The organism is Bacillus changyiensis (assembly GCF_027706145.1).
Classification (GTDB): Bacteria; Bacillota; Bacilli; order Bacillales; family Bacillaceae; genus Bacillus; species Bacillus changyiensis.
In genome coordinates, this window is sequence record NZ_JAQFWW010000002.1 from 627,398 (window position 1) to 649,919 (window position 22,522).

The 22,522-nt window shown below is 38.8% G+C and carries 22 protein-coding genes; 8 read left to right on the plus strand and 14 right to left on the minus strand.

The annotated features are described in order from the left end of the window. Positions 1-167 precede the first annotated feature (167 nt). Both PDT38_RS10380 and PDT38_RS10385 read left to right on the plus strand, forming a co-directional pair. Complete coding sequence (locus PDT38_RS10380; protein WP_270801164.1) at positions 168-2,588, plus strand: S8 family serine peptidase; 2,421 nt, start codon at positions 168-170, stop codon at positions 2,586-2,588. Between the two features lie 441 nt (positions 2,589-3,029). After that, positions 3,030-3,176: a hypothetical protein gene (locus PDT38_RS10385; RefSeq protein WP_270801774.1), complete on the plus strand. Its 147-nt coding sequence runs from the start codon at positions 3,030-3,032 to the stop codon at positions 3,174-3,176. 27 nt (positions 3,177-3,203) lie between these two features. Here the strand turns inward: PDT38_RS10385 and nfsA are convergent, their stop codons facing one another. The 3 genes from nfsA to PDT38_RS10400 all read right to left on the minus strand — a co-directional run bounded on the left by nfsA (position 3,204) and on the right by PDT38_RS10400 (position 6,529). Beyond that, a complete protein-coding gene (gene nfsA, locus PDT38_RS10390) occupies positions 3,204-3,953 on the minus strand; it encodes an oxygen-insensitive NADPH nitroreductase (protein WP_270801167.1) in 750 nt (249 codons plus the stop codon). Between the two features lie 111 nt (positions 3,954-4,064). Then, entirely contained in the window at positions 4,065-5,234 is a 1,170-nt protein-coding gene (locus PDT38_RS10395; protein WP_270801169.1) for an FtsW/RodA/SpoVE family cell cycle protein, read from the minus strand. A 110-nt stretch (positions 5,235-5,344) separates the two neighbouring features. Continuing rightward, positions 5,345-6,529 carry an FtsW/RodA/SpoVE family cell cycle protein gene (locus tag PDT38_RS10400; protein ID WP_270801171.1) on the minus strand — a complete coding sequence of 395 codons (1,185 nt, stop codon included), beginning with the start codon at positions 6,527-6,529 and terminating at the stop codon, positions 5,345-5,347. Positions 6,530-6,797: 268 nt separating this feature from the next. Between PDT38_RS10400 and PDT38_RS10405 the strand changes: the two genes are divergently transcribed. Further along, on the plus strand, positions 6,798-8,153 hold the full coding sequence (locus PDT38_RS10405; protein ID WP_270801173.1) for a YjiH family protein: 1,356 nt from the start codon (positions 6,798-6,800) through the stop codon (positions 8,151-8,153). Between the two features lie 502 nt (positions 8,154-8,655). Beyond that, positions 8,656-8,916: a spore morphogenesis/germination protein YwcE gene (locus PDT38_RS10410; protein ID WP_270801175.1), complete on the plus strand. Its 261-nt coding sequence runs from the start codon at positions 8,656-8,658 to the stop codon at positions 8,914-8,916. A gap of 170 nt (positions 8,917-9,086) precedes the next feature. Here PDT38_RS10410 and PDT38_RS10415 read toward each other — a convergent pair whose 3' ends face one another. The 8 genes from PDT38_RS10415 to galE all read right to left on the minus strand — a co-directional run bounded on the left by PDT38_RS10415 (position 9,087) and on the right by galE (position 15,735). Continuing rightward, entirely contained in the window at positions 9,087-9,269 is a 183-nt protein-coding gene (locus PDT38_RS10415) for a hypothetical protein (RefSeq protein WP_270801177.1), read from the minus strand. Beyond that, a complete protein-coding gene (locus PDT38_RS19435; protein ID WP_394356260.1) occupies positions 9,238-9,423 on the minus strand; it encodes an ATP-binding cassette domain-containing protein in 186 nt (61 codons plus the stop codon). Before PDT38_RS19435 ends, PDT38_RS10415 begins: the two co-directional genes overlap by 32 nt. 118 nt (positions 9,424-9,541) lie before the next feature. Beyond that, positions 9,542-10,174, minus strand: coding sequence for a response regulator transcription factor (locus tag PDT38_RS10420; RefSeq protein WP_270801178.1), 633 nt, complete (start codon positions 10,172-10,174; stop codon positions 9,542-9,544). Between the two features lie 277 nt (positions 10,175-10,451). Continuing rightward, positions 10,452-10,826, minus strand: a complete 375-nt coding sequence (gene qoxD / locus PDT38_RS10425; RefSeq protein WP_270801180.1) for a cytochrome aa3 quinol oxidase subunit IV — start codon at positions 10,824-10,826, stop codon at positions 10,452-10,454. Continuing rightward, complete coding sequence (gene qoxC / locus PDT38_RS10430; RefSeq protein WP_270801182.1) at positions 10,826-11,440, minus strand: cytochrome aa3 quinol oxidase subunit III; 615 nt, start codon at positions 11,438-11,440, stop codon at positions 10,826-10,828. Before qoxC ends, qoxD begins: the two co-directional genes overlap by 1 nt. Before the next feature lie 14 nt (positions 11,441-11,454). Further along, complete coding sequence (qoxB, locus tag PDT38_RS10435) at positions 11,455-13,404, minus strand: cytochrome aa3 quinol oxidase subunit I (protein WP_270801184.1); 1,950 nt, start codon at positions 13,402-13,404, stop codon at positions 11,455-11,457. 17 nt (positions 13,405-13,421) lie between these two features. Then, positions 13,422-14,393, minus strand: coding sequence for a cytochrome aa3 quinol oxidase subunit II (gene qoxA / locus PDT38_RS10440; RefSeq protein WP_270801732.1), 972 nt, complete (start codon positions 14,391-14,393; stop codon positions 13,422-13,424). Between the two features lie 352 nt (positions 14,394-14,745). Next, a complete protein-coding gene (gene galE / locus PDT38_RS10445) occupies positions 14,746-15,735 on the minus strand; it encodes a UDP-glucose 4-epimerase GalE (RefSeq protein WP_270801185.1) in 990 nt (329 codons plus the stop codon). A 694-nt stretch (positions 15,736-16,429) separates the two neighbouring features. Here galE and PDT38_RS10450 point away from each other — a divergent pair. From PDT38_RS10450 to PDT38_RS10465, 4 genes are all read left to right on the plus strand, one after another. Then, on the plus strand, positions 16,430-16,579 hold the full coding sequence (locus PDT38_RS10450) for an anti-repressor SinI family protein (protein ID WP_270801188.1): 150 nt from the start codon (positions 16,430-16,432) through the stop codon (positions 16,577-16,579). Between the two features lie 264 nt (positions 16,580-16,843). Beyond that, on the plus strand, positions 16,844-17,158 hold the full coding sequence (locus PDT38_RS10455) for a DUF485 domain-containing protein (protein ID WP_270801190.1): 315 nt from the start codon (positions 16,844-16,846) through the stop codon (positions 17,156-17,158). After that, positions 17,155-18,690 (plus strand): solute symporter family protein, encoded by a 1,536-nt coding sequence (locus PDT38_RS10460; RefSeq protein WP_270801192.1) that lies wholly within the window; start codon positions 17,155-17,157, stop codon positions 18,688-18,690. The genes PDT38_RS10455 and PDT38_RS10460 overlap by 4 nt, the downstream gene beginning before the upstream one ends. Positions 18,691-18,922: 232 nt before the next feature. Next, positions 18,923-20,083 (plus strand): ROK family transcriptional regulator, encoded by a 1,161-nt coding sequence (locus PDT38_RS10465; protein WP_270801193.1) that lies wholly within the window; start codon positions 18,923-18,925, stop codon positions 20,081-20,083. Here PDT38_RS10465 and thiE read toward each other — a convergent pair. From thiE to cidR, 3 genes are read right to left on the minus strand one after another with little or no spacing between them, the layout of a single operon-like run. Beyond that, positions 20,064-20,735: a thiamine phosphate synthase gene (gene thiE, locus PDT38_RS10470; protein WP_270801195.1), complete on the minus strand. Its 672-nt coding sequence runs from the start codon at positions 20,733-20,735 to the stop codon at positions 20,064-20,066. The two genes, PDT38_RS10465 and thiE, sit on opposite strands and share 20 nt — an antisense overlap. A 2-nt stretch (positions 20,736-20,737) precedes the next feature. Continuing rightward, on the minus strand, positions 20,738-21,550 hold the full coding sequence (thiM, locus tag PDT38_RS10475; RefSeq protein WP_270801198.1) for a hydroxyethylthiazole kinase: 813 nt from the start codon (positions 21,548-21,550) through the stop codon (positions 20,738-20,740). An 18-nt stretch (positions 21,551-21,568) separates the two neighbouring features. Beyond that, a complete protein-coding gene (gene cidR / locus PDT38_RS10480) occupies positions 21,569-22,459 on the minus strand; it encodes a cidABC operon transcriptional activator CidR (protein WP_270801201.1) in 891 nt (296 codons plus the stop codon). Positions 22,460-22,522 lie beyond the last annotated feature (63 nt).

The window sequence follows — 22,522 nt, forward strand, 5'->3', positions numbered from 1 at the left end:
ATATGTATACACAACTTTATTCACTTATACACAATTAACTGTGCACAAAAAACATTTCACACTAATTTTTTGAAAAACTTTAGAGGATTTTGCGAAAAATAATAGAATATTTAAAATGTTCCAAATCTACATTTATTTCTGCATATTTACTAAAGGAGGAAAATCTATTGAAAAAAAATCTTATCCGTTTTTCCATTTTTGTTTTTATTTTATTTCTTACTGTATCTAGTTCTCTCACTGGTGTTCATGCTCAATCAGCTAAAAAACAAGGAGCTGAACTTGAGAAAGCTGAAATTTTCGGAGATATTGATACCACCTCAGACAAACAGACGACAGTCATTGTTGAACTAAAGGAAAAATCGCTTGCTGAAGCAAAGGCGGAGGGAGAAAAACAGACGAAGGCTACGTTAAATGCGGCACGAAACAAAGTAAAATCTCAAACGATGAAAAAGATCAAAAAAGCAAAAGTAAAACGGGAATACCACCGTGTGTTTTCAGGGTTTTCTTTGAAACTACCGGCAAGTGACATTCCCAAACTTCTAGCCGTAAAAGACGTCAAAGCGGTTTACCCTAATGCGACTTACAAACCTGATGATATAAAACAAAAAAGCGTGATGCTTTCAAAAGATACTTATCATCCGCAAATGGATAAAAGCGCACCATATATTGGTGCAGATCAAGCTTGGCGTTCAGGTTTTACAGGTAAAGGTGTCAAAGTAGCAGTTATTGATACTGGTGTTGATTATAAACACCCCGATTTAAAGAAAAACTTCGGACCTTACAAAGGATATGACTTGGTTGACAATGATTATGATCCACAGGAAACACCTGCAGGAGATCCTCGTGGTGGAGCAACTAGCCATGGTACACATGTTGCAGGAACAATCGCCGCCAATGGTAAAATCAAAGGCGTCGCACCAGATGCAACTCTTCTTGCCTATCGCGTCCTCGGTCCTGGTGGAACCGGAACAACTGAAAATGTGATTGCAGGTGTTGAAAAAGCAGTTGCAGACGGAGCAAAAGTCATCAATCTTTCCTTAGGCTCTTCAGTAAACAACCCTGACTACGCAACAAGTATTGCACTAGACTGGGCTATGTCAGAAGGTGTGACGGCCGTAACGTCCAATGGCAACAGCGGACCGAAAAACTGGACAGTCGGATCGCCAGGAACATCAAGGGAAGCTATTTCTGTCGGTGCCACACAACTTCCTTATCAAAAATATTCTGTTCACTTTGATTCATATCAAACGGCGAAAGTGATGGGCTATAATAAAGTTGCAGACCTTCTCTCATTAAACAATCAAAAGGTTGAACTGATTGAAGCAGGAATTGGACAACCTGAAGATTTCAAAGGAAAAAATCTCAAAGGGAAAGTCGCCGTGATAAAGCGGGGCGAAATTCCATTTGTTGATAAAGCTCAGCATGCTAAAGACGCTGGAGCGATTGGAGCTATCATTTACAATCATTTGTCTGGAGAAATTGAAACTGGCATGATAGAAGGTATGGCCGTACCGACTATTAAGCTCTCTAAAGAAGAAGGAGAAGAGCTTGTTCAGCAGATCAAAAAAAGCAACCGCAACGCCGTTTTTTCTTTCAAATTAGATAAAGAGCTTGGTGAAACAATGGCTGCATTTTCATCCCGAGGTCCTGTTATGGATACTTGGATGATTAAGCCTGACATTTCTGCACCTGGTGTTAATATTGTCAGTACAGTTCCGACACATGATCCAACAAACCCTCATGGTTATGCCTCTATGCAGGGAACAAGCATGGCTTCACCACATGTAGCTGGTGTTGCAGCTATTGTCAAACAAGCAAAACCAGATTGGTCAACAGACCAAATCAAAGCCGTTCTCATGAACACTGCTAAAAAATTAACAGATGAAAATGGTAAACGTTATCCCCACAATACCCAAGGAGCAGGTAGTGTTCGAATTATGGATGCCTTGCATGCTTCTTCAATTGTTACTCCTGGCAGCTATTCATTCGGCACATACATGAAGGACAAAGGAAGGCAAACAAAAACGAAAACTTTTACAATTGAAAACCTTTCATCACTTAGAAAGTCTTATCAGCTTGAATATTCTTTCAAAGGAAAAGGGGTTTCTGTAAAAGGGACGAAAAGAGTTGTCATTCCAGCTCAGAAAACGGGAAAAGCAAGAGTCAAGGTTACGGTGAATGCTAATAAAGCAAAGGCTGGCACATATGAAGGGACGGTATCTGTCCGTGATGGAGAGAAAAAAGTTGCTGAAATTCCGCTCCTTTTCATTGTCAAAGAACCTGACTACCCACGTGTCACTTCTGTGACTGTTGCCTCTGGATTAAAGGCTGGCACACACACAATTGAAGCATATCTACCAGGTGGAGCAGAAGACTTGGCATTTCTCGTATATGATGAGAATCTCGAATTCATCGGCCAAGCAGGTGTCTATAAAAACCAAGAAAAAGGTTATCAAACCTATCAATGGAATGGCATGATCAATGACACAACAGCACTTAAACCAGGTCGGTATTATATGCTTGCCTATGCCTCCACGAAAGGGAAATCAAGCACTGTTTTGACAGAAAAGCCGTTTATCGTCGAATAGTGATAAGCCTTGTTGAGAACCACTCAACAAGGCTTTTTTATGGTAAAATTTTGTTCACAGAAGAAAAACTTCTGAAAAAAGCAAGCGGAGGACTTCGTCTATATGTTTTCATTTTTCATATTATTTGGCTTATCCTTCATGATTGCATGCTTTGTTTTTTTCACGATATTGTATCTCATCAACAACTTACAAAAAAACACCCCACACCCATTCCCAAAAGCAGCGGAGCAAACCGTTGACACCATTTTGCTTATACCGCTCAGCTGGCTATTGACTACTTTATATGTGAGCGGTCTTTTACTTCTTTGGCCAGTCCAATATATAGCGGCTGTTTTTCGACGTCGTTGACGTTCCTAGCAAAAAATGTCCACATCCTCCTTAACTTCCGTTTAGGAATAACCGATATAAATAGCAAATTGAAGTCGGGAGGAGCGCAAAAGGTTGATGAATGTAAAAGAGTCGCTTCAAGAAAAACTCACACCACTCGATGAAGAAAACTTTTCCAAAGGCTGTATGTCCGGCATTGTGATCAGTCTTCCAATATGGTTTATGATTTATCTTTTCTTTAAATATGTGATCATCAAATAGAACACCCCTTCAAAAGGAAGTGGTGTTCTAGCTTTTGTTAAAGCCTTTTTCTTTCACAAATTGATTGAGATATGTTCGTTGCGACTGTTTCAAATGACGCGTGATTTGCTCTGTCCACTGATCAGTGCGCTTACCATTCGTTCTATTTTCATAATAACTTGAAATCATCTTGTCATAGTCGGTTAAAGCTTTATGAAAATCTTCTTGATCTAAACTGTAAGTATTCTCATGATAAACATGTTCTAAAGGCAATCTTGGTTTTTTCGCCGAACGGTTTGCCGGATGACCAACAACTAGACCGAACAATGGAAGAACATATTCAGGTGTTTCCAGCAGCTCACAAACCTTCCCTAACTCATTTCGAATCCCACCGATATAACAGATGCCAAGTCCCATTGACTCCGCTGCCACCGCCATGTTTTGGGCAGCAAGTGCTGCGTCGATTAAGCCGACCATAAATAATTCTGTCCCTTCAAGAGAAGCCATAATATCTTCCCCTTTTTCCTGAGCTATTTTGTGGTGGCGGAAAAGATCGACACAAAACACAAACAAGTGACCATTTTTCTCGACATATGGCTGATCACCTGCCAAGGCAGCTAGCTTCCGTTTTTTACTCTGCTCTGTTACACCGATAATGGAATAAGCCTGAATATAACTTGATGTTGATGCACTTTGGGCGCTTTCAACGAGTAAACGAATGTCCTCTTTTGTCAGAGGCTGATCTGTAAAAGACCTGATAGAACGGTGATCTAAAATCGTTTCAATCGTTTGATTCATCACTTTACCTCCTCATAACTTTATCATATCTAATTATTGTTTCATTCCAAAGAGAAATGACTTCACAAAAAAAGACAGCCTTGTTTTTCTTTTGACTGTCTTTCATGCCTATTATTTAAACATATAACCTTGATATTTTGTGAGCTGACAACTCGCATTGTAGACAATCGCAAATCCAAGTAATGTCGCCACCACAGAGCTACCTCCATAGCTGACAAACAGCAAAGGGACACCTGTGACAGGCATTAGACCGATATTCATTCCGATATTCTGGAATGTATGAATCACGATGAGGGCGGTATATCCGACAACAAAGTGTGAAGCAAATCGGTTAAATGGGTGGATTTTTTCAATCAACACGACAAGCCTGTAAATCAAATAAAAGAACATGATGACAACAACGGTACAGCCGATAAAGCCGAAACTCTCGCCGATGACTGAAAATATGAAGTCTGTATGTCCTTCTGGAACATACACTTTCATATCTTTAATACCTGAACCAAAAATTTGTCCTGATCCGATCGCCATCACAGCTTTGTCCGTTTGGTATGTATCTTCAGCCGATTGCTGGCTTGAATCATACCATGTCATTACCCGATTAATTTGATATGGTTTAATATGAAGGACATCTTTAGAAAACTCGGGAAAAGAAATCACTACTAATAAAGCAAGTAAAACAACGGTTATACCAGAGCCTGCCACAATCGCAATCAATTTCCAGTTTATACTAGATAGAAAGATCATAATGGCGACAAAAAACATACAGATTCCTGCTGTTCCAGCGTCTTGTTGGAAAATCAATCCTACTGGAATGACAGCGATTCCTGCAATTTTCAATAATAAACGAACATCTTCCTCTATGGAACGCGAACCTTTTGGACTGGCTTTTGAAATAACTGACGCCAGCATCATAATCAAACCGATTTTCATAAATTCAGAAGGTTGTAAATTGACTGGACCGAGTTCAAACCAGCTTTTAGCGCCTTTTCTTACTGGTGCAATCGATTCCGGACTAATTTTCAAAAGAATCAATAAAAGAATTCCAAATATATATATATATAAGCTCATTTTTTCAATCTGTTCCAAATCAAAATAAAGAAAGCCAATGACAATTGAAATACCGAATAGATAATACATCAGCTGCTTACCAGGAATACCTAATATTGCGAAAGATGGCTGTGCAGCATAAACAGCCACAACACTAATCATCAAGAAAGCTGCTAATATAAAAATCAAATCCCCCTGATAAAAAGGACTTGTGATATTTTTTTTCTGACTCATTACTCCCCCGCCTTATTTCTTATCAAAAACCACTAAATTTTATTATACATGAACCATGTGAAAGATGACACTTTTAACACAATAAAATAACAGCCTGAGATATCAGCCTGTTATTTAAACATATATCTTTGATATTTCGTCAATTGGCAACTGGCATTATAGACGATCGCAAAACCTGTCAGTGTAGCGACAACCGAACTGCCTCCATAACTCACTAGTAGCAAGGGCACACCTGTCACAGGCATAATTCCAATATTCATGCCAATATTTTGAAAAGTATGAATGACAATTAAAGCCGTAAAACCCGCACAGAAAAATGAGGCAAACTTGTTAAACGGATGTATTCGGTCGATGAGAACAACAAATCTGTAAATTAAAAAGAAAAACATAATGACAACGAATGTGCAGCCAACAAACCCAAAACTTTCACCAATGACTGCAAAAATAAAGTCGGTTTGTGCTTCAGGAACATATACTTGAAGGTTACGTACACCATTTCCAAAAACCTGACCAGAACCGATGGCCATTTGCGCCCGCTCGATCTGTAATTTGGCATCCGGGTTTTGTTCACTCGGATTGACCCAAGTCATCACACGGTTAATTTGATATTTCTCAATTCCGACCGAAGCCGCAACATCGGGAAAGCTGATCATCACGTATAATATTGAAACAGCGATGGTGAGACCTGATAAAAAGATCAACGAGATGAGCTTCCAGTTAACACCTGAAAGAAAGATCATCACAAGAATCACAAACATGACGATCCCAGCCGTACCGGTATCTTGTTCTAAGATTAGCCCAACCGGCACAATGACAATACCAAAGATTTTCATTAGAAAAATCAAATCTGCTTTTAACGTTCGTTTTCCGGTCGGACTGTGTTTGGACATAAAAGATGCTAAATACATGATCAAGCCGATTTTCATAAACTCAGAAGGCTGCAATGTAAAACCAGGAATCATAAACCAACTTTTTGCACCGTTTCGTACAGGAGCAAAATCTCTCCCCCCGATTTGTTCAGGACTTATCTTCAAAATAATCAGTGATAGAATACAAAGAATGAAAATGAAAAAACTCAATTTTTCAATTTGCTCTAAATCAAAATATAGAAATGCAATGGTAATAAAAGCACCCAGCAAATAGTAAAGGGTTTGTTTCATCGCAAAAGGCTCACCATATTGATTAAACTGCTGAGCTGCATAAACTGAAACAACACTAATAATAAAAAAGATGGTATATGCAAAAATCAAATCCCCTTGGTAAAAGGGATTTGTGAAGTTTTTTTTCTCATTCATTAAAACCCCGCCTTTATAACTAACACGCTAAAATTGCATCATTCGTACTTCCTCTCAAATGATATGACGCACAACTGAATAAAATGTTTCGGTTGTTCACACACAAAAAAATTCCTTTTTTTGTTGTAAAGGACTTTTACTAATTGATATCGAATTATCTAATAACTTGATTTTTGATCTATTTGTATTAAAATTAATAAAGATGCATAAACTTGAATATTTGAGAAACCATGCAACAAATTACCTACAAAAAAGGGAGTTTTTCAATTTGGATAAAGCACTTCAAAAGCGTAAACGGCTGGACGTCATGAAATTCTTGATTCCTTCGCTGATCGGGATCATATTGTTTATGGTTCCCATTAAAAATGGAGAAAAATTAACGATACCCATTGCAGTACTCTCCGATGCATTGAAAGAACTGCTTAATCATCAGCTCCCATTCATCATGATGATGATTGTTACTGTAACATTTATCTTAACCTTTATTACAAAAACCTTTCATCCATCTCTCATTAAAAAAAGTGACTTTTTTAATAATCTCCTGAATGTATCTTTTTTCTGGTATGTTATCCGCTTTTTTGGAATGATTTTTGCGATTATGACTTTTTTTAAAGTCGGACCCTCAGCGGTTTATTCAGGCAGTACGGGAGGAACTTTATTAAATAGTCTTTTACCTGTTCTCTTTTCTGTTTTCTTTTTTGCCGGACTTTTTCTACCTTTCTTACTGAACTTCGGCTTGCTTGAATTGTTCGGGGCATTAATGAAAAAGTTTATGAGGCCGGTCTTTAAGCTTCCTGGACGGTCTTCAATTGACTGTATGGCTTCATGGCTTGGCGATGGAACGATCGGTGTCCTTTTGACAAGCAAACAATATGAAGAAGGATTCTATACGAAACGTGAGGCCTCAATTATCGGTACGACTTTCTCCGTTGTCTCTATCACGTTCTGTCTTGTGATTATCTCTCAAGTAGACCTCGGTTATATGTTTGTTCCATTTTATTTGACGATTTTGCTTGCCGGAGTTGTCGCAGCCGTCATCACACCACGGATTCCGCCTTTATCACGTAAGGCTGATACATATATTACAGATCAAGGTAACAAAGACCTAGAAACGATTCCTGAAGGATTCACTTCGTTTCAATGGGGAATCAACCAAGCGATCAAGAAAGCGAAGAAAAACACTAGTGTAAAAGATTTTCTAAAAGATGGCGTAAAAAATGTACTCGATATGTGGATGGGTGTCGCCCCCGTTGTGATGGCTCTCGGGACAGCTGCTTTAATTGTCGCAGAGTATACCCCGGTCTTTCAATGGCTTGGTATCCCGTTTATCCCTTTGCTTGAACTCTTACAAGTTCCAGAAGCGGTAGAGGCCTCACAAACACTTGTCGTCGGGTTTGCTGATATGTTTCTGCCATCTGTTCTTGCAAGCGGAATAGAGAGTGAGATGACACGTTTTATCATCGCCTGTGTATCTGTGACTCAATTAATCTATATGTCAGAAGTCGGCGGCCTTTTGATTGGCTCCAAAATTCCAGTGACATTCCTTGACTTGATCTTGATTTTCATTGTCCGGACATTAATCACGTTGCCAGTTATTGTACTTTGTGCCCACTTTATTTTTTAATCACAAACACAAAAGGCCTTTGCGGTCAAACGCAAAGACCTTTTGCTTTTTAGAAGTAATCCATTAACCATGGCGTTAGCGGTACTACAGTTTGATCAAGGCGCATCACACCCTCACTATTCCCCAGCTTGATAGAAAAATTGAGGTTTTGTCCTTCTTTTATTCCAATCACTTCATGCTTTTGATACTTCAACTTCACTTGATTCAGCTCTTCCTGAGAAAGTTTTCGTTGAAAGGCGTATTCTAATCTTCTGACGTCATGCTAACAAGTCTTCTCACCGCAACAATCTCCTATTATTTGTTTATGATATACTCTACATTTACTCCATATTTCCTACTTGAAAATTAGGAATAACAAAACGTGGAAAACACTCTCTAATATGTATCTTTTTTCTAATGATGTGATATAATAATTGTAACAGAACGTTCACAAAACGTCCTTTAATTTGACACAATTTGTTCTTTGATAACGCTTACTTTTTTTATGAAAGGGGTTAAACGTATGGATATGTTTTTCGGTTACTTGCTGATTGCCAGCGCCACTCCTTTGTTTCTATGGCTGGACAATAAGAAAGTCGCCCTTTCTTCTATACCGCCGATCATGTTAATGTGGGTATTTTTCTTTTTCTACATGACAAACAAACTTTCTCCTACAGGACACTCTCTCATGGTTATACTCTTCACATTAAATGTTATCATCGCCCATATCGCAGCATTCTTCATTTATGGACTTCCACTTATTCGCAAACATTCAAGACAATAGCTGAAATGGGGCCACATCGTGTTGGCCCCATTATATTAGAGATATTTTTCTGCCTGTAAACGATACAAATTAGTATAATGAGCTTGTTTTTTTAAGGCAGATAACGGCTTATCAAAAATGAACAGATCCGCCGACTCATCTCGCATAAAAGATCGGGCTGTCTCAATGTGCTACCACTGGCCACCCAAAAAATCTGTCCCACCCCATTCAGGGCCAATCATAGTATCTAACCCTTCAGGCAGATCATCAATCAACTGTTCTAGCTCGGCAGCCTGAGCCGTCTTAGCAAGCTTTTCTTCCTGATCCAAGGCTGACACATCATCAAGAGCAATATTTTTTAAATGATAGTTCATACTTCCCGAATTCCTGAAACACAACGGAAATTCGGCTTCTTAATTGATGTAACTCTTTAATATTGATGCCGTTAATGAGAATGTCTCCTTCTTGATATTCATAAAAACGGCAGATCAAACTTATCAATTTCCCTGAACCATTCGCTCCAACAATCGGCGATTCTTTCTTCCTTCGAGATAGAAGCTTAACTCATTCAGTACATCAGCTCGTTCGTTTTCTTGATCCTCATACTCATTACAAACAAAGTTGCAGAAAAATGAACAAAGGCCATTCATGCTTTGTGATTGATTAAATTAAGTTTTGTCCCTTTGTGAACCGCACAATAACGCGATGTCACTTTCAGTTTTCTATAAATTTTACTTAAATGATATTCAACATTTCGTGTTGACATTTGTAAGTCAGCAGCAATCTCTTTATTCGTTTTTCCAGCTGCCACTAGCTGCAAAATATCAAGTTCACCGCTTGTCAGATGATCATCTACTACTAATTTGCTATCTAATTTTAGTTTCTGCAACAAATTATCAGGAAAGAGAACAGCTCCTTTTAAACACATTAATATGCTGGACGCAATCATACTATCTGTATAACACTTATCAATAAACCCTTTAATACCCGCTTCAACTAATTTATTAAAATAGGAATAAATTTCATCACCTGAAAACATAATCATGATTTTAGCATCAGGTATCATTTCTAATGTTCTAAGAGATAATTCCAAACCATTCATACTTGGCATTTTTAAATCGTAAAGAAAGACGTCTATTGGCGGTGGTGAATCTTTCAAATCATTCAAAGCCTCACCACCTTCATGGTACACGATGACTTCCATATTGTATTTTTTTAAGATTTCCTTCATTCCTGAGGTCAACACTCTGTAGTCGTCTACTAATAAAACGCGTACCATAGGTAAACCTCCTTAAAGTAAATCTCCTCCGAATCAATACTCACAAGTTTGAAGATCACTGTAAAATTACCACTTTATTCTATTATATCATGAAAATGTAATCGACCGGAAGTCATTAGGAGATAGAATAACCAAACTTGGTAATCAGCAATTTTGTCGCAGATGAGTTGGGGATAGTAAAAGAAGAGAATTGAGTCTGGCAAAATAAAAAAACTGCATCACAATTGTTTGAAAGGACAATTGGATGCAGTTGATAAGCAAAAACGCCTCTTGTTGATTAATGTCCGCTATGCATATGCTCAGAATGCTTTTCACCCGGAGATCCACCTTTTGGGTTATCACCGTGATGACTATGAGCAGCAAAGATCCAAACTGATCCTACTACGATAGCAATAGCTATAAAGGCCGCAAACAATGTGTTACCCACCTGAATACTACCACTATCACTTTCAGTCATGTGCATAAACATTAATAGCTGTAAAGCGGCCTGAATAATAGCAAAACCAAAAATGATCCATAGAATGGCCGTCATACTTAAATCAGTATATAAAGCCACCCATAATGCCAATAAAGTTAGCACAATAGACAACACAAAACCTACGATATGCTTCCAAGGAAAGTGGCTATGCTCAGCCGATTTTTTTGTGGCCATTATACATTCACCAACCCTATCAAATAGACACCGGTAAAGATGAAGATCCATACCACGTCTAAAAAGTGCCAATACAAACTTGAAATGAACAATTTGGCAGAAGTTTGCGGTGTTAATCCGCGTTTTTTCGTCTGTAATAAAATGCCGATAATCCAGAAGATACCGATGGAAACGTGCAATCCATGTGTTCCTAACAGGACAAAAAATGCTGACCAGTAAGCACTAGTTGATAAAGTGGCACCTTCATGTACATAATGTGTGAACTCCATGATTTCGAAGCCAACAAAGCCTGCACCGAGCAAGAGTGTAATGATCATCCAGATCATCACACCTTTTAAGCTCCCTCTTCGCATTTCATGAACGGCAATTCCGCACGTGAAACTGCTGGTTAAAAGTAGGAATGTCATGATTAAAACAAGCTTGGCATCAAACAGTTCTGCTGGCAATACACCTCCGGCTGTTCTATTATGAAGAACAGCGTAGGTCGAAAATAGCGTGGAGAATAAGGCGATCTCCGCCCCTAGAAAAATCCAAAAGCCAAGGATGTTCAATCTTCCTGTCTCTGACTGATATTCCATAGGAGCGTTAGAGTTGCCATGTTCTGCATGTTCCATTAATCACGCCTCCTTTACTTGGCACTCTTTCGTTCAATCTCTTTTATTTCCTCAACACTTACATAATAACCGTCATCATATTCAAAAGAACGAAGAATCATACAGAGGAATACCCCGATCAAGCCGGCGATTCCCATCCAAAACCACTCAAAGACAAGTCCAAACCCGGCAATTCCGAAAAATACCGACATAATAAATGGTCGACCTGAATTGCTTGGCATATGAATCTTCTTAAATTTACTTTCAGGATGAACATCAACTTTATCTTCTTTCATTTTCCAAAAAGCGTCATTTCCTTTGACTTCAGGAAGGACCGCAAAGTTATAATGCGGTGGAATCGCAGAAGAAGTAGCCCATTCAAGGCTTCGACCTACTCCCCATGAATCTCCTGATTCCTCACGTTTTGAATGACGGAAACTGTAGAAAATGTTATAGCAAAGAACGATAAACCCGGCAGCCATCAGCAATGCGCCAAGTGTTGCAACCATATTCAATGCAGTCCAACCGTCTTCTGCCCCATACGTGTAAATACGGCGTGGCATTCCCTGTAGCCCTAAGAAATACATTGGGAAGAAACAGATGTTAAATCCGGTCATAAACAACCAGAAGAACCATTTCCCGAGACGCTCATTCAGTTTATACCCAAACATTTTTGGATACCAGAAGATCAATCCAGCAAAACAAGCAAATACCGTACCCGCAATTAACACGTAATGGAAGTGTGATACAAGGAAGTATGTGTTGTGATATTGGTAATCTGCTGCTGCCATAGCCAACATTACACCTGTTACCCCACCGATCACAAAGTTTGGAATAAATGCAAGTGACCACAGCATCGGCGTTGTAATATTAATTCTGCCTCGATGTAGTGTTAACAACCAGTTAAATATTTTAACCCCGGTTGGTACCGATATCGCCATTGTCGTGATCGAGAAGAATGAGTTGACTGCTGCACTATTACCCATTGTGAAAAAGTGATGCAACCAAACGAGAAAGCTGAGAACGGAAATTGCGACAATTGAATAAACCATCGCCTTATAACCGAACAGTTGTTTTTTCGCAAACGCTGCGATAATTTCTGAAAAAATACCGAATGCCGGCAAGATCACAATATATACTTCAGGATGCCCCCAAATCCAGAACAAGTTCGCCCAAAGCATCGGCATTCCACCGTTTTGCAAAGTGAAAAATGCTGATCCGAATAAACGGTCAAAGGTCATCAGTGCCAAAGCGACTGTTAAAACAGGGAAAGCAAAAATGATGATCACACAAGTAATTAAAGTTGTCCATGTGAACATCGGCATCCGCCAAAGCGTCATACCTTTTGTTCGCATTTTCAAAATGGTTACCATAAAGTTAATCCCGGTTAGCAATGTACCAATACCCGAGATTTGCAAACCGAGCAAATAATAGTTTTGCCCAGGCCCTGGACTCATTTCATTTCCGGCCAGCGGCATGTATGCAGTCCAACCTGCATTTGGTGAACCACCGATGACAAATGAAATATTAAACAGCATGGCCCCGACCATAAACGTCCAGAAGCTTAAGTTGTTTAAGTATGGAAATGCAACATCACGAGCCCCTATTTGAAGAGGGATCACAACGTTCATGAGTCCGATGAGAAACGGCATCGCCATGAAAATGATCATAATTGTACCGTGTGTTGTAAAAACTTCATTATAATGATTCGAATCTAAAAAACCGTTATCAGGAAGCGTGAGCTGGGCACGCATCATTAATCCATCAACACCACCGCGGAAGAACATAATCACCGCTGCGATAATATACATAATCCCTAGGCGTTTATGATCGACAGTCGTAATCCACTCTTCCCATAGCCATTTCCACTTTTTAAAATAAGTAAGTACAAAGACTATAGCAATTGATGTTAGTAAAATCGAAATTTGTGCGCCAAGAATGAGTGGATCACCAGTGATGATGAATTCGTCCCATTTGAAATTCATGAATGCTTCCTCCTTTCCTAGTGAGAATCATGTTCTTTAGAATGATGGTCATGTTTTTTCGTTTTGTCCGTTTTCACATTTTCAAATGGATCTGATTTTGAGTGCGGAGATAAAGGAACATATCCTAATCTTTTACGAGCTTTTATCGCATACTCTGCGTCATTACCATGTTTGACATATTTTAAATGTGTGGATGAAAACGTCATTTCCTCTGCATGTCGAGGAAGCATGAGCATATCATATTGACTCTTTGTCAATTTTGGAGCTTCTTTTTGCGTTTTCTTTACCCATTCATTAAAGCTTTTTTCTGAAACTGCATTGACATTGAACTTTTGCTCTGCAAATCCTTCACCCGTGAAATTTGCATTGCGCCCCTTATAAGTTCCTTCATGGTCTGCCTGTAAATATTGCTCCATTTCCATGCCTGACATCGCATATTTCTGTCCACCAAGCTGTGGAATCCACAAAGATGCCATGGAATCAGCTGAAGCAATTTTAAACAATATTGGCCTGTCAGTTGGGATATTCAAATAGTTTACTGTTTCGATTTCTTGTTCCGGATAGCTGAACACCCACTTCCAATCAACAGATGTAGCGTAAACAACTAAAGGTTCCTTATCCTTTGAAGCTTTAGGAGCCTCTTCCAGAGAGTAAATTGCACGAACAGTTGGTACAGACAGTGCGATAACAATTAAAATCGGAACCACTGTCCAGACAATTTCCAAAAACACATTTCCTTCTGCTTCAGGGGTGTAAGTAGATTTCTTGTGTTCACGATATTTCACGATCATAATTGTGAAAAGGACAAAAACGACTGCAACAATAAACAGCATAAAGCCAATCGATAATAAGATCAGATCTTTTTGCTGTGAAGCAACCGGCCCTTTAGGATCTAATACCGCGATTTCACTGCACCCGCCTAATAAAAAAATAAATGAAAGCATTGCAAGCAGAATCAGTGGTTTGAACGCTCTGAACAAGAGGATCACCATCCTTCCTTATCAGTGTATAAATTTGGCCAGAATATCAAAATAGGATTCTGAAATAACTTTTCTTCTACCTTGCTATGTTAACAAAATATTCACCAATTAGTCTTATTTTTTTCAAAAGTTCACTTTATTTTCACCTAAATGTCATAAAATTGTCAAAGATTTTTCATAAAGTTGTGAGCTTCGTCGGAAGTTAAATGTAATTTTGTGGTACATTTTACATATAAACCAAATAAAGAATATAAAAGTTAAAATCGGTATTTGTGTTAAATTAAGGTTTATTAAAATAAAAAAATAGTTAAAAAAAGAGCTTATCACAAGGGATAAGCTCCTTCTTTTACCTTACCATTCATCAACTTTGATATCCATTAGGATGGCTTAGAAACCAATCCCATGCACTCTTAATCATAATGTCTAGCTCTGCGTTTTTCGGCTCCCAACCAAGTTCCTTTAATGCTTTTTCTGAGGAGGCAATCAGCTGGGCTGGATCCCCCGCGCGCCGCTCGGCGATCTCAGCAGGAATAGCATGACCGGTTACTTTTCGGGCTACTTCAACGACCTCTTTAACAGAAAAACCTTCCCCGTTTCCAAGATTGTAAACAGCACTTTCTCCACCTTTTCGCAGCCGTTCCACCGCAAGAATATGCGCATTCACTAAATCCATAACATGAATATAATCTCTGATACAGGTGCCATCAGAAGTTGGATAGTCATCTCCGAATATCATAATCTTGTCTCGTTTTCCAAGTGCCACTTGGAGGATGATCGGGATCAGGTGAGTTTCAGGTTGATGATCCTCACCAATCAAGCCTTGTGTATGCGCACCAGCAACATTAAAGTAACGGAGCACTACATGGCGAATGCCATAAGCTTTTTCCGACCATTTCAACATTTTTTCAATGGCAAGCTTTGTTTCTCCATATGGATTCGTCGGTTCAGTTATATCCGTTTCCATAATGGGAATTCGCTTAGGTTCTCCATATACAGCTGCAGTTGATGAAAAGACAATGTTTTCAACAGAGAACTCTTTCATCACCTCTAATAAACATACAGCCCCATAAACATTATTATCATAATATTTCAGTGGCTCTATTACACTTTCACCTACTAATGAATCAGCCGCAAAATGCATAACCGCCTCAATTTCATTTTCCTGAAACACATTTTTGAGAAATTGACGATCTCGTAGATCTCCTTTATAAAAAGCAGCTCCGGGCAGAATTGCTTCCTCATGCCCTGTTTGCAAATTATCGATGACAACGACATCTTCATGACGGCTTAATAGCTCTGCAACCGCATGACTGCCAATAAAACCGGCCCCTCCGCATACTAAAATTGCCAACTCTTTTCTCTCCCTTCACAAACTCACCATAAACATATTGAATAAAACCAAGCCTTTTTATTTTATCACCTTACAGTGTTTTCATTATCAAAATGACACGATCAAATAAAAATAGATCCAAAGACCTTATTTACAAAATGGAATTCTCTCGAAAAACTTGTTACTTTACTAATAAAATGGAAATTTTTAGTTTTATAATTGCGACTTTTTTCACTTGTATTGAAAATATTACGCCTTGTCACATAGTTAAATTTTTTAAATAGTATTTTTGGATTATTTGTTTTTTCTCCAACCGCCCAAATAAGCAAAAAGAACTCTGACTAATATCCTATTTATTTCTTGTTTGTTTCAAATGTATTTCAAAGATTTTTCCCTAATAAATCATTGTGTTTCCACTTTTTATTAATAAAAATACTTCATCTCTAATCGGATACAAACAATAATTTTTTAATAGGGAAAAATAATCATTTTTTAATTGAATACTATCCAGTCAGTCATTGATTGTTTATTATTATAAGTAAGAATTTAAGTTTTTTTGGTTTTTTTAGTCAGTTATTTGGGGAATAGGTAGCTGGGCTCATTCTGCACTTATGAAATTTGTCATTGGTATTAAACGACTGTTGTTTTTCAACTTTCATACGTCTCAGGGAAGGGTTTTTTGAAATAAACAACGTCTATTATATTGGAGGAGTCTATGAATACTCAAACAAAACACAAGTTGGACGAAGATTGGTTGATTATGATGAAAGAGGCGAAAAATTTAGGATTACATATTGAGGATGTCAAAAAATTTCTTCGCACTCAGTCAGCAGACAGAGATTCTGCTTCGCAACTGAAACAATAACATTCAAACAGGCGGTTGTGCTTCTCAAAGATATTCAATCGGCTGTTTAAACACGTCTATAATACATATATTGGCCGCTTGTTTATCATCCATACTAGCAAAAAGTCTTTTTCCATTAAAGCACCAGCCGTTTTGTCAGATTCTTAGATGAAACGGCTCTTTTACTTTTGAGTATGAATTGACATTCTATATGAATGTTCAAGAATAAAACCTAAGTCTATCACATACCTTTTTAAGACAAATTCAGAGGAGGAATGAGGATTTATGCTAGAAAAGCAAATCGATTACAACAAAGCTGTAACATCTCCGACATTTCAGAAGCTATTGAAACGGAAACGTGCTTTTATTGTACCAATGGTCATATTCTTTTTGACATTTTACTTCTTGCTACCTCTTTTAACAGCTTACTTTGAATTCCTGAATCAACCTGCATTAGGTGCTATTACATGGGCATGGATTTTTGCTTTTGCACAATTTGTGATGACATGGACACTATGCATTGTTTATACGAAAAAAGCACAACAGTATGATAAATTGACAGAAGATTTCAAAAAAGAGATTGGGGGCGTTGGATCATGAGTACGACTGCTTTTATTTTGTTTCTTGTTATTGTCAGTCTCACCCTTGTCATTACTTACTTTGCAGCAAGACAAACGAAAACAACTAGTGAGTTTTACACAGCTGGAGGAGGTCTTACAGGCCTGCAAAACGGAATGGCAATCGCTGGCGATTACATGTCAGCTGCTTCTTTTCTCGGAATTGCAGGGATGATCGCTTTGAATGGTTTTGATGGGTTTTTTTACAGTATTGGCTTTCTTGTCGCCTATTTGGTTGTTCTTTATATTGTGGCCGAGCCACTTCGAAACCTCGGTAAATTTACAATGGCTGATATGATTGCCTCCCGCTTTAAACAGAAAAAGATTCGTGGAGTTGCTGCATTAAATACCATCTCCATTTCAACATTCTATATGATCGCCCAACTCGTCGGTGCTGGAGCACTTATTAAACTTTTGCTCGGAATCAATTATACGCTTGCAGTTTGTATTGTTGGCGTTTTAATGACCATTTACGTTGTGTTTGGTGGAATGATTGCAACAAGTTGGGTGCAAATCATTAAAGCCATTCTTTTAATGGCGGGTACACTTGTCATTTCAATTATCGTTTTTTCTAAATTCGGATTCAGTCTGACAAATATGTTTGAACAAATGAAAACAGCTACACCTCTTGGACCTGATTTCTTAAATCCAGGCAATAAATATAACGCTCCTTTGGAAACGCTTTCACTGAATTTGGCACTTGTCCTTGGAACAGCTGGACTTCCCCACATTCTGATTCGATTTTACACTGTTAAAAATGCAAAAATCGCAAGAAAATCAGTGGTCTCAGCCACATGGTTTATTGGCATTTTTTATATTATGACAGTCTTTCTTGGTTTCGGTGCAGCTGCATTTGTCGGCTTTGACAATATTTTGGCGGCTGACCAAGCAGGAAATATGGCAGCACCACTTCTCGCCCAGGCACTTGGAGGAGATTTCTTGTTTGCGTTTGTCTCAGCCATCGCCTTTGCAACCATTTTAGCGGTTGTAACAGGTCTTGTGCTTTCAGCGGCTTCCGCCTTTGCTCATGATATTTATAGTCAAATCATTAGAAAAGGCAAAGCAACTGAAAAAGAACAAATGGTTGCAGCAAGGTGGGCTTCTATTGGTGTATCTGTTCTTTCGATCCTGCTTGCTATCTTTGCTCAATCACTAAATGTCGCGTTTCTTGTCTCTTTAGCATTTGCTGTTGCTGCAAGTGCTAATTTACCACTCATCCTGTTCACTGTTTTTTGGAAAAGATTTAATGTGACAGGTGCACTAACAGGGAGTCTGACCGGGCTTCTGAGCGCGCTGATTCTTGTCTCTATCAGTCCAAGTGTCTGGGATCCCGCCGGTGGCGCCATCCTTGTCGGAGAACCGCTCATTCCAATTTCAAACCCAGGAATATTTTCTATCCCTCTAGGTTTTTTAGGTGCTTATCTTGGAACAATCTTCTCTTCAAAAGTAACAAACCAAGATCATTTTAATGAAATGAAAGTGAAAGCGCATACAGGAATTCATATGGAGCAATAAACATTTCTTTTAATTGATGATTCGCCCTCTCATCAAGGTATGATTTAAGTGACCCACGACTGTGTCACAGCCATTGATCCTGAGGATGCTTGAAGAGCCGCTCTGATCTTATATAGAGATACAAAGCGGCTCTTCAAGACTTTTTCACTAGAACATAGAAATTTGAGTTATAAATATTTGTTCATTATAATGAAACAAGATTCAATCCCCGAAAAGAAGCGAGTGATAATCTTTGAATACTGCAGACCAAAGCCTTGTCAAAAAACTGAATAAAGCACTTATTTTGAAACAAATTATTTCTAATGCTCCCATTTCAAGAGCAGCAATTTCAGAAATGACTGGATTGAATAAATCAACGGTTTCTTCTCAAGTTTCTTCTTTGCTTGAAAAAGATATCATTTTTGAAATCGGTCAAGGGCAGTCTAGTGGCGGAAGACGTCCTGTGATGCTGAAGTTTAATCAAAAAGCAGGTTATACGATTGGTGTAGATATTGGAACAAATTATATCATTGTTGTCCTCACCGACTTGGATGGAGACATCATTGTCCATGTTGAGGAGGAACTTGACGAAGAAGATATTCAGGCAACAGAACATACATTAATCAAGTTGGTTGATATTGCCATTCAAGAAATGCCACATTCACCTTATGGTTTAGTTGGAATAGGTGTGTGTGTACCAGGATTAGTTGATAACTTGCAAAATATAATTTTCACACCAAATAAACCTATTCACCATATGAAGTTGAAACATCTTCTAGAGAAAAAATTTAATGTCCCTATTTTTATTGAAAATGAAGCAAACGCAGGAGCCATTGGAGAAAAAGAGTATGGTGATGCCGGGGATTTAGAACACGCCATATTCGTGAGCATTAATACTGGCATTGGCTTAGGGATTTTAATTGATGGGAAGCTCTATAGAGGAAAGCTGGGATTTGCGGGTGAAGCAGGACACATGTCAATTGATCTGAATGGCCCAAGATGTCGTTGCGGAAATAAAGGTTGTTGGGAACTCTATGCATCTGAAAAAAGCGTTTTTTCTCCATACTTAACAGAAGACATGCCTTTACCTCAAAAGGTCACAGAACTTGCTAACAACGGCGACAAAAACATATTTGAGGCCTTCGAGACATTTGGTTTTCACATTGGGATCGGACTGGTCAATATGATGAAAACTCTGAATCCAGACACCATCATTTTACGGAATACGATCGTAGAATCTCACCCGATCATTGTTGACACGATAAAAAAAACCATTTCCTCAAGAATGAAAAAAGAAGCGTTCACCGATTACCATTTAAAGATTTCTTCACTTGGACGGATCGCTTCTTCATTGGGTGTTTCGTACATTGTCATCGAACACTTTCTCAAACAACTTATGGACGAGCAGTTTTGATATTCTGAACCTTCATAAAGAACTCTGAAGCCGTTTGTTTCGGCTCTTTTGACATGCTGATAGCACTGATAAGACTAATACCGTCTGCACCTGCTGCTAGAACAGGTACACAGTTTTCAAGCGTAATCCCACCGATTCCTACCATAGGGATTTCAATACTATCATTTCGCACCTTTTGAATGAATGTCACGCCTTGCACCGCTTTTGCATCCTGCTTTGTTTTTGTTGGATAAACCGGCCCAACACCAATATAATCGGCTCCATCCTTTTCCGCCTGCCTAACTTCTTCAAGCGTATGGGCGGAGACGCCAAGAATTTTATCACCGATTTTAGCACGAACATCGCTTGCGCATTCATCATCTTGACCGATGTGAACGCCGTCAGCATCAAGTTTGAGGGCAAGGTCGACATCATCATTGATGATAAAAGGGATCTGGTATTCCTTACAAAGGGCATGTACCTGTTTTGCAAAAGTTGCTTTGTCACCGTTTTTTAACGCATGGTCACCTTTTTCACGGAATTGAAACAGGGTAACACCACCTGTCAAGGCTGCTTCAATCACAGTCAAAGCGTCCTCATTTGTATTGTTTGACCCCATAATAAAATAGACTGATAACAAGTCCTGCATCCTTCGTTTTGAAATCCGCGTCATGTTCATTTCACCTCTTCGATCAAACCACTTTGCTTGATACTCTCAGCATTTACCGCTGCCAATTGATTTAAAAACTCGATCTGAAAGCTTCCCGGCCCCTGGTGTTCGGTTCTTTCTCCAGCTCGTTCTGCTGCACAACCATAATAAACAACAGCTGAAAGAGCAGCTTGACAAAAGTCTTTTTCAATTGCACAAAACGCACCGATCACAGATGTTAACAAACAGCCTGTCCCTGTTACCTTTGTGAGCAGCTGATGCCCATTTTGAGCAGTGTAAAGCCTTTTTCCATCTGTGATAATATCTTCAGCTCCTGTAATTACCACAGTTGTACGCCATGCCTCCGCTGCTCTTTTTGCCAAAACCAGCTTGTCTCCCTTTTCTTCACCTGCATCAACACCTTTTATCACCCAGTTTTTTTCCCCAAGCATATTTGCAATTTCTGAAGCATTTCCCCTGACAACAGAGACTATGACTTCATCCATGATACGCTTAGCGGAGTTGGTACGAAAAGGAGTCGCACCTGCGCCAACTGGATCAAAGATCACAGGAACACCTTGTTCATTCGCTGCTTTTCCAGCAATAATCATTGACTCAACAGATTCAAGTGTAAGTGTGCCAATATTTAAGACAAGTGCTGAAGCGATTTTCACCATATCGGCTACCTCTTCCTTCGCATTCGCCATCACTGGAGATGCACCTAAAGATAGTAGACCATTTGCAGTAAAATTGGTGACGACCTGATTGGTTATATTGTGAACAAGCGGTTTTTCTCTTCTCACTCGTTCAATTCCTTTTGCAACATCCTCAAGATTCATTGTTTTTCTCTCCTTCTCTTAATTTGTACTCCATTGATAAGATTTTGTATGATCTATCCAAGCTCTAGCTGCGAATGAAAGGTAGCGATCTTTTCTCCAAATAACCGCAATATGCCAAGGGATTGATGGGTTCACAACGGGAATGATTTTGACTCGATCCGCATCAAGATCCCGGCAGATTCTTTCTGGTAACATACCAATTCCGAGATTAGCTGATACCATCTCACTAATAAAATCCCATTGTGATGATTCATAGATTACATTTGGCTGAAACCCCATTTTCAAGCAGGCTGAAGTGATGCGTTCATGAAGAACAAAGTCTTCACTAAAGAAAATAAATGGTTCTTCACGTAGCTCCTGAAGCTCAACCTCATCTCGATCAGCATAGCGATGTGAAGGGTGAACAACGAGCATGAGATTTTCTTTGACAATTGTAAATGAATGAAAAATCTCTTCTTTAGTAGGTAGAACGACAACTCCAATATCAAGCGAACCTTCTTCTATTCCCTCCTGAACTTTTATAGATCCGTTTTCAACAAGTTGAAAAGTGACATTCGGATATTTATCTCTAAAATCACCGACAACCTTCGGAAAAAAACCAGATCCAATCATTGGCGGCAAGCCAATACGAACATGCCCTTTTTCTACATTCATTAAGTCATTTAGCTCTGAAGTTAAATTTTGAAACGACTTCGTAATTTTTTGCGCCTGCACATACATGCTTTGCCCTGCATCTGTCAACTCGATCTGCCGGCCACGTCTGTAAAACAATTCAATTCCCAACTCTTCTTCAAGGTTTTTAATCATTTTTGAGATTGTCGGCTGTGAGATGTATAGTGCCTGAGCCGCTTTTGTGAAACTTTTTAAACGGGCAACCTCTAAAAAATAGGTTAAATGACGCATGTCCATCAGTTGACATCCTTTCAGAGCTTATCGTACATCATTTTGTAGTTTTATTTTAAACCAATTTCG